Origin of the sequence: Micromonospora sp. WMMD723 (genome assembly GCF_049863385.1) — a bacterium.
Taxonomy (GTDB): Bacteria; Actinomycetota; Actinomycetes; order Mycobacteriales; family Micromonosporaceae; genus Micromonospora; species Micromonospora wenchangensis.
This window is the reverse complement of sequence record NZ_JBMKNR010000001.1, coordinates 2,428,556-2,440,002: the sequence shown is the minus strand read 5'-3', so window position 1 is coordinate 2,440,002 and position 11,447 is coordinate 2,428,556. Positions and strand designations below refer to the sequence as shown.

Genomic DNA, 11,447 nt, shown 5'->3' with positions numbered 1-11,447 from the left:
CGCCGGCGGGGGCGGTCGCCTTGAGGTCGATCACGCCAGCCACCCCGCCTGCACCGCCAGGAACGCCGCCACCACGAGCAGCGCGCCGGTCAGGATCGAGGTCGCGTACGACCGGACGAAGCCGGTCTGCCACCGCCGGAGCCGACCCGACCCGCCGCCGACCCCGGCGGCCAGGCCGTTGACCAGGCCGTCGACGCCCCGGTTGTCCAGGAAGACCAGCGCCCGGGTGAGGAAGATGCCCGGCTTCTCGAAGACCACCTCGTTGAAGGCGTCCGTGTAGAGGTTGCGCCGGGCGGCGGTGACCAGCACCCCGGCGGGCTGCGGCGCGGTGGCCGTGCCGTTGCGGAACAGCGCCCAGGCCAGCCCGGCACCGAGCACCGTCACCACCAGCGACAGCGCGGTCAGCAGCCAGTGTGGCAGCACCGCCGCGTGCTCGGCGTGCTCGCCGCCCAGCCCGGCGGTGGCGGTCAGCCAGTCCGGGACGGAGGTGGCGAGCAGGAAACCGGCACCGACCGAGCCGATCGCCAGCAGGATCAGCGGGATGGTCATCAGCTTCGGCGACTCGTGCGGGTGCTCGATGTCCTCGGTCCACCGCTTCGGGCCGTGGAAGGTCAGCACGAACAACCGGGTCATGTAGAAGGCGGTCAGCCCCGCGCCGAGCAGCGCCGCCCCGCCGAACAGCCAGGCCGTCCAGCCCTCCCGCTCGAACGCGGCCACGATGATCGGCTCCTTGGAGAAGAAGCCGGAGAACGGGAACATGCCGATGATGGCGAGCCAGCCCATCATGAAGGTGATCCAGGTGATCTTCATGTACTTCGACAGCCCGCCGAAGCGGCGGATGTCCACCTGGTCGTTCATGCCGTGCATCACCGAGCCGGCGCCGAGGAACATGTTGGCCTTGAAGAAGCCGTGCGCCAGCAGGTGCACGATGGCCAGCGCGTACGCCGCGCCGCCGAGGCCGACGCCGAGGAACATGTAGCCGATCTGGCTGACCGTCGACCAGGCCAGCACCCGCTTGATGTCGTCCTTGGCCGCGCCGATGACGCAGCCCATCAGCAGGGTGAGCGCGCCGACGCTGACCACCACGAGCTGGAGCGTCTCGTTGGCCGAGAAGATCGGGTTGGACCGGGCGATCAGGTAGACGCCCGCGGTGACCATGGTGGCGGCGTGGATGAGGGCCGACACCGGGGTCGGGCCCTCCATCGCGTCCGGCAGCCACGCCTGGAGCGGGAACTGACCGGACTTGCCGGCCGCGCCGAGCAGCAGCAGCAGACCCAGCACCAGCACCGTGCCGCTGGCCAGCCCACCGACGGAGGAGAAGACCTCGTCGTACTGGGTGGTGCCGAGGGTGGCGAACAGGATGAAGATGCCGATCGCCAGGCCGGCGTCGCCGACCCGGTTCATCAGGAACGCCTTCTTGCCGGCGGTGGCCGCGCTCGGCCGCCCGTACCAGAAGGAGATCAGCAGGTACGACGCCAGACCGACGCCCTCCCAGCCGAAGTAGAGCATCACGTAGTTGTTGCCGAGCACCAGCAGCAGCATCGCGGCGACGAAGAGGTTGAAGTACGCGAAGAACCGTCGCCGGCCCTCGTCGTGCGCCATGTACTCGACCGCGTAGAGGTGGATCAGGAAACCCACCCCGGTGATCAGCAGGACGAAGACCGCGGCCAGCGGGTCGAAGAGCAGACCGAAGTCCACCCGCAGGTCACCGACCGTAATGAAGTCCCAGAGGCTCAGCTCGACGGACTTGTTCTCCAGCCCGCGCAGCTGGAAGAACGAGGTGAGCCCCAGCACGAACGCGGCGCCGATCGCGGCCACGCCCAGCCAGTGCCCCCAGCGGTCGGCCCGCCGGCCGAGCAGCAGCAGGATCGCCGCGCTCGCCAACGGGATCGCCACCAGCAGCCAGACGCTGCTCAGCAGCCCGTCCGCCGCCGCGTAGGTGACGGCGCCGGCCGGCTCTGCCTGGGCGTACGTCAGAATCTCATCCACCGCAGGGCCCCTTTAGTACTTCAGCAGGTTGGCGTCGTCGACGCTCGCGGAGCGCCGGGTCCGGAAGATCGACATGATGATCGCGAGCCCGACCACGACCTCGGCCGCCGCCACCACCATCACGAAGAACGCCATGATCTGTCCGTTGAGGTCACCGTTGATCCGGCTGAAGGTGACCAGCGTCAGGTTGGCCGCGTTGAGCATCAGCTCGACGCACATGAACAGCACGATCGCGTTGCGCCGCACCAGCACGCCGACCGCGCCGACGGTGAACAGCACCGCGGCCAGGATCAGGTAGTAGTCGGGGGTCACCGGACCGACCTTTCGTTCGCGACTGCGGGGCTCCGCTTCGCTGCACTCCTCGCGCTCACCGTTCCGTCCCCTTCAGGGTGGTTTCCTCGGCGGTCAGCTCCCGCTGCGGCAGGATCGCCGGGGTGCTGCGGTCGGTCAGCCGGCCGTCGGGCAGCCGGGCCGGGGTGGCCACCGAGGAGGAGGTGGCGAAGACGCCCGGACCGGGCTTCGGGCCGGGGTAGTTGCCGGGGCGGAACCGGGCCTTCATCGTGGCGACCTGGTCCATCTTGTCTTCCTTGCGCCGCTCGATGTGCGCCAGCACCATCGCCCCGATCGCCGCCGTGATCAGCAGCGCGGAGGTCAGCTCGAAGGCCAGGACGTACTTGGTGAACAGCAGCCGGGCGATGCCCTGCACGTTGCCCTCCGCGTTGGCCTGGTCCAGGCCGACGGCGGTGACCCCGTTCAGCGCCCGGTACAGGCCGGTGCCGACCAGCCCGGCGAAGCCGAGTCCGAGCACCACCGCGGCGACCCGCTGGCCGCGCAGCGTCTCGATCAACGAGTCGGAGGCGTCCCGGCCGACCAGCATCAGCACGAACAGGAACAGCATCATGATCGCGCCGGTGTAGACGATGATCTGCACCATGCCGATGAACGGCCCGGCCTGGAGCACGTAGAACACGCCCAGGCAGAGCATGGTGAGCACCAGGAACAGCGCCGAGTGCACCGCGTTGCGCGCCCAGACCATGCCGATCGCGCCGATCAGCGCCAACGGGGCGAGGATCCAGAAGGTGACCTCCTCACCCCCGGACACCTGGCCCGCCGCGGCGAGCACCGTGGACGTGTTCATGCTCCGGCTCCCTTGCCCGCCGCCCGCTGGGCCGCCTGCTCGGCACCCGGGAAGGTCACCCCGGGGTGCTCCTCGACCTGGTAGCGGCCGGGCCCCATCGGCGACTGCTCGGCACCGGCCGAGGTGCCCGGGTTGGTCAGCGCGCCGACGTAGTAGTCCTTCTCGCTGTCACCGAGCCGCATCGGGTGCGGCGGCTGCTCCATGCCTTCGAGCAGCGGAGCGAGCAACTGCTCCTTGGTGAAGATCAGGTCCTGCCGGTTGTCCCGGGCCAGCTCGTACTCGTTGCTCATGGTCAGCGAACGGGTCGGGCAGGCCTCGATGCAGAGCCCGCAGAAGATGCACCGGGCGTAGTTGATCTGGTAGACGCTGGCGTACCGCTCGCCCGGCGAGAAGCGCTGCTCGTCGGTGTTGTCGCCACCCTCGACGTAGATCGCGTCCGCCGGGCAGGCCCAGGCGCACAGCTCGCAGCCGATGCACTTCTCCAGGCCGTCCGGGTGCCGGTTGAGGATGTGCCGCCCGTGGTAGCGCGGCGCCGAAACCGGCGGCTTGAACGGGTAGTCGGTGGTGACGACCTTCCTGAACATGTGCGAGAAGGTGACCCCGAAGCCCTTGAACGTTCCGGTGATCGCGCCCACGTCACACCTCCCTGGAGTCCGAGCCGGTGGCGATGTTGGCCGGCTCCCGCTCGGCGACCACGCGCTTGGTGCGCGGGCTCGGTGGTACCTGTAGATCCAGCGGGGGCAGCGGGAAGCTGCCGTACGGCCGGTTGTCGGCCTGTTCCTGCGGGGTCGGCTTCGGAGCCGGCTTGCGGCTCGGCCACAGCAGCGTCGCCAGCAGCAGCACGCCCGCGCCGATGGCGGTGGCGAGCAGCCGGTCCCGCGACTGCCAGTCCTCGATGGAGCGCAGCCCGGAAAGGACGAGGATCCAGACCAGGTTGATCGGCAGCAGCACCTTCCAGCCGAAGCGCATGAACTGGTCGTAGCGCAACCGGGGCAGGGTGCCCCGGAGCCAGACGAAGACGAAGACCAGCATCAGCACCTTGCCGAAGAACCAGAGCATCGGCCACCAGCCGGTGTTGGCGTCGGCCCACAGGGTGATCGGCCAGGGGGCCCGCCAGCCGCCGAGGAACAGCGTCGTGGTGACCGCGGACATGGTCACCATGGCGACGTACTCGGAGAGCATGAACAGCGCGAACTTCAGCGAGCTGTACTCGGTCATGAAGCCGGCGACCAGCTCCGACTCCGCCTCGGGCAGGTCGAACGGTGCCCGGTTGGTCTCACCGACGGTGGCGATGAAGAAGATGATGAAGCTGGGCAGCAGCAGGATCGCGTACCAGCCCGGCGCGGGGATCTCGACGCCGCCGATGGTGAGCCGGGTGGCGTCCCCCTGGGCGGCGACGATCCCGCTGGTGGACATGGTGCCGGCGGTCATGAACACCGCGACGATGCTCAGCCCCATCGCGACCTCGTACGAGATCATCTGGGCGCTGGAGCGCAGGCCACCGAGCAGCGGGTAGGTCGAGCCGGAGGCCCAACCGCCGAGCACGATGCCGTAGACGGCAAGCGACGAGCAGGCCAGCAGCACCAGCACCGCCACCGGCACGTCGGTGACCTGCAACGGGGTCCGGTGGCCGAAGATGCTCACCATCGGGCCGAACGGGATCACCGACAGCGCGGTGACCGCACAGACCACCGAGATGACCGGGGCGAAGAAGTAGACCACCTTGTCGGCGGCCTTCGGGAGGATGTCCTCCTTGAAGGCCATCTTGAGACCGTCGGCGAGGGTCTGCAGCAGGCCGAACGGGCCGACCTGGTTGGGGCCGGGCCGGACCTGCATGTAGCCGACGACCCGCCGCTCGAACCAGACGCCGAGCAGGGTGGCGAGCAGGCCGAAGACGAAGGCAAAGACGATCTTGATAAGGACCAGCCACCACGGGTCCCTGCCGAAGTCCGCCAGTGTCGGGTCCTGCGCCAGGAGGGTGTTCACTGTGCACCTCCGGAGATCCGGACCACCGTGCCGGACGCGACGCCGAGGCTGCGCCGTACGGTCGAACCGGGCGAGTTGGTCGGCAGCCAGACGACGCCGTCGGGCATCTCGGTGATGGCCGCCGGCAGGGTGACCGCACCCCGGTCGGTGCCCACCGTGACCGGGTCACCGTCGGCCACGCCGAGCGTCTCGGCGGTGCCCTTGCCCAGCCGGACCACCGGCGGACGGGCGGTACCGGCGAGGTGCTCGTCGCCGTCGGTGAGGCTGCCCAGGTCGATCAGCTGGTGCCAGGTCGCCAGCACCGCCTCGCCCGCACCCGGCTGGGGCACGGTCGCCGGGGCGACCGACGGGCTGACCGGCCGGTCCGCCCGGGTCGGCGGCAGCGCGCCCAACTCCCGGCGGATGCTCGACACGTCGCCGGTGCCGAGCCGGACGTCGAGCTGCGCGGCGATCGCGTCCAGCACCCGCGCGTCGGTCATCGCGGCGGTGTGCAGCACCGCCTCGAAGGTGCGCAGCCGGCCCTCCCAGTCCAGGAAGCTGCCGGCCTTCTCGACCACCGGGGCCACCGGCAGCACCACGTCGGCCCGACGGGCCACCGCCGAGTTGCGCAGCTCCAGGCTGACCAGGAAGGGCACCGCGTCGAGCGCCTGCTCGGCCAGCCTCGGGTCGGCCAGGTCGGCCGGGTCCACGCCGGCCACCACCAGGGCGCCGAGCTGACCGTTCGCGGCGGCGGCCAGGATCTGGTCGGTGTCCCGACCGGCCTGGCTGGGGATCACCCCGGCCGGGATGTCCCACGCCTCGCCCAGCTCGGCGCGGGCCGACGGCTCGGTCACCGGACGCCCGCCGGGCAGCAGGTTGGGCAGGCAGCCCGCGTCGACCGCACCCCGGTCACCCGCGCGCCGCGGCACCCAGGCCAGCTTCGCACCGGTACGCCGGGCGACGTCCGCGGCGGCGGAGAGGCCACCGGGCACACCGGCCAGCCGCTCCCCGACGAACAGGATCGCGCCCTCGGCGCTCAGCGCCTCGGCCACCGTGTCGTGCTCGGCGAGCACGCTCGCCTCCTCGCCCGGCACCACCCGGGCCAGCTTGGCCCCGAGCTTCTCCAGGCCACGGGTGGCGAACGGGGCGATCGCGTAGACCGTCAGCTTCTTCTTCAGGTACGCCTTGCGCAGCCGCAGGAAGAGGATCGGGCACTCCTCCTCCGGCTCCAGCCCGACCAGCACCACCGAGGACGCCTTCTCCACGTCGGCGTAGGTCACGTCGGTGACCCCGGCGACGGTGCTGGCCAGGAAGTCGGACTCCTCGCGGGAGACCGGCCGGGCCCGGAAGTCGATGTCGTTGGTGTTCAGGGCGACCCGGGCGAACTTCGCGTACGCGTAGGCGTCCTCGACGGTCAGCCGGCCGCCGGTCAGCACCGCCGTGCCGCGACCCTCGTCGCGGGCGGCCCGCAGCCCGTCGGCGGCCCGGGTCAGCGCCTCGCTCCAGGACGCCTCCCGCAGCTCACCGGACTTCTCGTCGCGGACCAGCGGGGTGGTGAGCCGGTCGAAGGCGCGGGTGTACTGGAAGCCCCACCGCCCCTTGTCGCAGTTCCACTCCTCGTTGACCTGCGGGTCGTCCCCGGCGAGGCGACGCAGCACCTTGCCCCGCCGCCAGTCGGTGCGCTGCGCGCAGCCGGCCGAGCAGTGCTCGCAGACGCTCGGGCTGGAAACCAGGTCGAACGGGCGGGCCCGGAACCGGTACTGCGCCCCGGTGAGCGCGCCGACCGGGCAGATCTGCACGGTGTTGCCGGAGAAGTACGAGTTGAACGGGACGTCGCCGGAGTCGCCCTCCGCGCCGTACGCGTCGTCCCGGTAGATGTTGATCTCCTCGGCGGACGACCGGCCCATCAGGTCGATGAACTTGTCGCCGGCGATCTCCTCGGAGAACCGGGTGCAGCGCTGGCAGAGCACGCAGCGCTCCCGGTCGAGCAGCACCTGGGTGCTGATCTCCATCGGCTTCTCGTACTCCCGCTTGTGCTCGTGGAAACGGGAGTCGGTGCGGCCGGTGGACATCGCCTGGTTCTGCAGCGGGCACTCACCACCCTTGTCACACATCGGGCAGTCCAACGGGTGGTTGACCAGCAGCAGCTCCATCACCCCCTCCTGCGCCTTCTTGGCGACCGGGGAGGTGAGCTGGGTGCGGACCACCATGCCCTCGGCGACGGTCTGGGTGCAGGAGGCGACCGGCTTGCGCTGCCCCTCCACCTCGACCAGGCACTGCCGGCAGGCGCCGGCCGGGGCCAGCAGCGGGTGGTCGCAGAACCGGGGGATCTCGGTGCCCAACTGCTCGGCGACCCGGATCAGCAGCGCCCCCTTGGGAGCGGTGACCTCGACGCCGTCGATGGTGAGCGTCACGGTCTCGGTCTGCCTGGCTACGTCAGTCATCAGAGTCGCCTTCCCTTCGCGACTGCGGGACTCGCAAGCTCGTTCCTCGCGCTCATCAGTGGGCTCCAACCAGAGACTTGTCGGAGAGCTTCGGCGCGGTACGCCCCTCGATGTAGTCGAGGTAGTCCTGCTTGAAGTACTGCAACGACGAGGTCACCGAGCTGGTCGCGCCGTCACCCAGGCCGCAGAACGAGCGGCCGAGGATGTTGTCGCAGGTGTCGAGCAGGGTGTCCAGGTCCTCGTGGGTGCCCTGGCCGGCGAGGATGCGCCGGTAGACCCGGACCATCCAGTAGTTGCCCTCCCGGCACGGGGTGCACTTGCCGCACGACTCGTGGTGGTAGAACTCCAGCCACCGGTAGGTCGCGTAGACCGGGCAGTCCTGGTCGGAGAAGATCTGGGTGGCCGTGGTGCCCAGGATCGAGCCGGCCGCCGCCACTCCCTCGAAGTCCAGCGGCACGTCCAGGTGCTCGGCGGTGAGCAGCGGGGTCGACGAGCCACCAGGCGTCCAGAACCGGAGCTGGTGACCGGGCTGCATCCCGCCGGCCAGCTCGATCAGCTCGCGCAGGGTGACGCCCAGGCCGCACTCGAACTGACCCGGGTTGGCGATCCGGCCGGACAGCGAGTAGATCATCGGGCCGGACGACTTCTCGGTGCCCATCGACTTCCACCAGTCCGCACCGCCCAGCACGATGTACGGCACGCTGGCGATGGTGCCGACGTTGTTGACCACCGTCGGGCTGGCGTACAGGCCGTGGGTGGCCGGGAACGGCGGGCGGAGCCGGGGCTGCCCCCGGAACCCCTCCAGCGAGTCCAGCAGCGCCGTCTCCTCGCCGCAGATGTACGCCCCGGCACCGGAGTGCACCACCAGTTCCAGGTCGAACCCGGTGCCCAGGATGTTGCGCCCGAGGTAGCCCTTGGCCTGCGCCTCGGCCACCGCGTTACGCAGCCGGCGGGCGGCGTGCACCGCCTCGCCCCGGATGTAGATGTAGGCCCGGCTGGCCCGGATCGCGTACGAGGCGATGATGACCCCCTCGACCAGCGAGTGCGGGTCGTGGGTCATCAGCGGCAGGTCCTTGCAGGTGCCCGGCTCGCCCTCGTCGGCGTTGACCACCAGGTAGTGCGGCTTGCCGTCGCCCTGCGGGATGAAGCCCCACTTGAGGCCGGTGGGGAAGCCCGCGCCACCCCGCCCACGCAGCCCGGAGTCCTTGATCAGCTGGATCAGGTCGTCCGGGTGGGCCTTGAGGGCCTTGCGCAGCGCGGCGTAGCCGTCGAGCTTCTCGTAGGCACCGATCCGCCAGGCGTCCGGGGAGAGCCAGCGGCGGGTCAGCACCGGGGTCAGCTTGGCCAGGGTCTCCGGCCGGGGAGTGGTCACTTCTGGGCCCCCGTCTCGCTCGCGACGGCGGAGCCCGCGCCCGCAGCGCCCGTTTCCGCCTCGGCTTCCTTGAGGTTGCGCTCCTGCGCGCCGGCCTCGTCGCCGGCGGGCTTGCCGTCACCGGCGGGGGCGTTCGCGGCCACCCCGGCCGCCTGCGCCGCCTGCGCGTCGCGGGTGGCCGGTGGTGCGCCGTCCGTCGGGACCTTGGTGCCGGGGGCGTCCGGCACGGCGGTGGCCGCGTCGGGCTGCCGGGTCTCGGCGGTACGCACCTGCGGCGACTTGTCGTCCGGGGCCTTGACGTCCGGCGCGGTGCTGCCGGTGACCTGCTCCGGCTTCGCCGCCGGGGCGGCCGGTGCGGGGGCCTTGGCGGCCGGTGCGGGGGCCTTGGCGGCCGGTGCGGGGGCCTTGGCGGCCGGTGCGGGGGCCTTGGCGGCCGGTGCGGGGGCCTTGGCGGCCGGTGCGGGGGCCTTGGCGGCCTCGGCCTTCGCCTTGGCCTCGGCGGCGGCCCGGTCGGCCTCGGCCTTGCTGCGGATCGGGGTCTTCGGGTCGTAGCCCGGTGCCGTGATGCCGTGCTGCTCGGCCAGGCGCAGGCCACGCAGGGTGGCCTCGCCCGGTCCGCCGTCGGCGACCGCGCCCTCACGCTCGTCGGCGAAGCCGGCGAGCTGCACCGCCATCTCCTTGAGCGTGCAGAGCCGGGCACCCCGGGTCGGCATCGGCCGGCCACCGGCGCGCAGCTCGTCCACCACGTCGAGGGCGCCCTGCGGGTCGACGCCGTCGAAGAAGTCGTAGTTGACGGTCATCACCGGGCCGTAGTCGCACGCCGCCAGACACTCGGCGTGCTCCAGGGTGATCTTCCCGTCGGCGGTGGTCTCGTCGTGCCCGACGCCGAGGTGCTCGGCGAGCGTGTCGTAGACCTCCTGCCCGCCGAGCACGTTGCACATCGTGTTGGTGCAGACGCTGACCAGGTAGTCACCGGTGGGCCGGCGCTTGTACATGGTGTAGAAGGTGGCCACCGCGCCGACCTGGGCCTTGTTCAGCCCCAGCACCTCGGCGCAGAACGCCACCCCGGCCGGGGAGACGTAGCCCTCCTCGGCCTGCACCAGGTGCAGCAGCGGCAGCAGCGCCGAGCGGGACCGGTCGGCCGGGTACCGGGCGATGATCTCCCGCGCCCGCTCGCGCGTGGTTTCGTTGAAGACGGTCATCGGTCACATCCACCCATCACGGGGTCCAGCGAGGCGCCACCGGCGATCACGTCGGCGATCAGGCCGCCCTCGGCCATCGCCGGAAGGGCCTGGAGGTTGACGAAGCTCGGCTCCCGGTAGTGCACCCGGTACGGCCGGGTGCCGCCGTCGGAGACCGCGTGCACGCCCAGCTCGCCCCGGGGCGACTCGATGCCGACGTACACCTGGCCCGGCGGGACCCGGAAGCCCTCGGTGACCAGCTTGAAGTGGTGGATCAGCGACTCCATCGACTGACCCATGATCTTGGCGACGTGTTCCAGCGAGTTGCCCATGCCGTCCACGCCGATGGCGAGCTGCGCCGGCCAGGCGATCTTGCGGTCGGCCACCATCACCGGCCCCGGCCGCAGCCGGTCCAACGCCTGCTCGACCAGCTTGAGCGACTCCCGGATCTCGGCGAGCCGGACCAGGTAGCGGCCCCAGACGTCGCCGTCCGGGTGGGTCGGCACGTCGAACTCGTACGTCTCGTAGCCGCAGTACGGCATGGTCTTGCGCAGGTCCCAGGCCAGGCCGGCGGAGCGCAGCACCGGGCCGGTGACACCGAGCGCGACACAGGCGGTCACGTCGAGCACCGCGACGCCCTGGGTGCGCTCGGTCCAGATCGGCTGCCCGGAGAGGAGGTCCTCGTACTCCTTGAGCTTCTTCGGCATCATCGTGAGGAACTCGCGGATCTTGACGATCGCGGCGTCCGGGACGTCCTGCGCCACCCCGCCCGGCCGGACGTACGCGTGGTTCATCCGCAGGCCGGTGATGGTCTCGAAGATGTCGAGGATGTACTCCCGCTCGCGGAAGCCGTACAGCATGATCGAGATGGCACCCAGCTCCATGCCGGTGGTGGCCAGCCAGACCAGGTGCGAGGAGATCCGGTTCAGCTCCATCATCAGGACCCGGATCGTGGTGGCCCGCTCGGTGATGTCGTCGGTGATGCCGAGCAGCTTCTCCACCGCGAGGCTGTACGCCGTCTCGTTGAAGATCGGGGAGAGGTAGTCCATCCGGGTCACGAACGTCGAACCCTGCACCCAGTTGCGGTACTCGAGGTTCTTCTCGATGCCGGTGTGCAGGTAGCCGACGACCGAGCGGGCCTCACGGACCGTCTCGCCCTCCAGCTCCAGGATCAGCCGGAGCACGCCGTGCGTCGACGGGTGCTGCGGACCCATGTTCACGACGATCCGCTCGTCGTTGATCGGGTCGGTGCCGGAGACGACCTGGTCCCAGTCCCCACCGGTGACGGTGAAGACCCGGCCCTCGGTGGTCTCCCGCTCGGTCGCGTAGTTGGACGTGGTCACAGCACCGGCCTTCCG

General features: G+C 70.7%; 9 protein-coding genes. All 9 read right to left on the bottom strand.

The annotated features are described in order from the left end of the window. Positions 1–30 precede the first annotated feature (30 nt). From nuoL to ACN261_RS11050, 9 genes are read right to left on the bottom strand one after another with little or no spacing between them, the layout of a single operon-like run. Positions 31–1,989: an NADH-quinone oxidoreductase subunit L gene (gene nuoL, locus ACN261_RS11090; protein ID WP_145917471.1), complete on the bottom strand. Its 1,959-nt coding sequence runs from the start codon at positions 1,987–1,989 to the stop codon at positions 31–33. A 12-nt stretch (positions 1,990–2,001) separates the two neighbouring features. Further along, on the bottom strand, positions 2,002–2,301 hold the full coding sequence (gene nuoK / locus ACN261_RS11085) for an NADH-quinone oxidoreductase subunit NuoK (protein ID WP_067300503.1): 300 nt from the start codon (positions 2,299–2,301) through the stop codon (positions 2,002–2,004). A 55-nt stretch (positions 2,302–2,356) separates the two neighbouring features. Continuing rightward, positions 2,357–3,127 (bottom strand): NADH-quinone oxidoreductase subunit J, encoded by a 771-nt coding sequence (locus ACN261_RS11080; protein ID WP_088646150.1) that lies wholly within the window; start codon positions 3,125–3,127, stop codon positions 2,357–2,359. Next, positions 3,124–3,762, bottom strand: a complete 639-nt coding sequence (nuoI, locus tag ACN261_RS11075) for an NADH-quinone oxidoreductase subunit NuoI (RefSeq protein ID WP_088646151.1) — start codon at positions 3,760–3,762, stop codon at positions 3,124–3,126. Before nuoI ends, ACN261_RS11080 begins: the two co-directional genes overlap by 4 nt. Position 3,763: 1 nt before the next feature. Continuing rightward, positions 3,764–5,113, bottom strand: a complete 1,350-nt coding sequence (gene nuoH / locus ACN261_RS11070; RefSeq protein ID WP_421485103.1) for an NADH-quinone oxidoreductase subunit NuoH — start codon at positions 5,111–5,113, stop codon at positions 3,764–3,766. Continuing rightward, the gene (locus ACN261_RS11065; RefSeq protein WP_421485102.1) at positions 5,110–7,536 is read right to left on the bottom strand and encodes an NADH-quinone oxidoreductase subunit G; all 2,427 of its coding nucleotides are present in this window, start codon (positions 7,534–7,536) and stop codon (positions 5,110–5,112) included. Before ACN261_RS11065 ends, nuoH begins: the two co-directional genes overlap by 4 nt. Positions 7,537–7,591: 55 nt before the next feature. Further along, a complete protein-coding gene (gene nuoF / locus ACN261_RS11060; protein ID WP_421485101.1) occupies positions 7,592–8,908 on the bottom strand; it encodes an NADH-quinone oxidoreductase subunit NuoF in 1,317 nt (438 codons plus the stop codon). Then, complete coding sequence (gene nuoE / locus ACN261_RS11055; RefSeq protein WP_425849866.1) at positions 8,905–10,110, bottom strand: NADH-quinone oxidoreductase subunit NuoE; 1,206 nt, start codon at positions 10,108–10,110, stop codon at positions 8,905–8,907. Before nuoE ends, nuoF begins: the two co-directional genes overlap by 4 nt. Then, positions 10,107–11,432, bottom strand: coding sequence for an NADH-quinone oxidoreductase subunit D (locus ACN261_RS11050; protein ID WP_421485099.1), 1,326 nt, complete (start codon positions 11,430–11,432; stop codon positions 10,107–10,109). Before ACN261_RS11050 ends, nuoE begins: the two co-directional genes overlap by 4 nt. Positions 11,433–11,447: the final 15 nt, after the last annotated feature.

What these genes read in the sequence shown, in the direction of transcription:
- ACN261_RS11065 (WP_421485102.1), bottom strand. Translation starts at nt 7,536, where the DNA reads ATGACTGACGTAGCCAGGCAGACCGAGACCGTGACGCTCACCATCGAC.
- nuoE (WP_425849866.1), bottom strand. Translation starts at nt 10,110, where the DNA reads ATGACCGTCTTCAACGAAACCACGCGCGAGCGGGCGCGGGAGATCATC.
- ACN261_RS11080 (WP_088646150.1), bottom strand. Translation starts at nt 3,127, where the DNA reads ATGAACACGTCCACGGTGCTCGCCGCGGCGGGCCAGGTGTCCGGGGGT.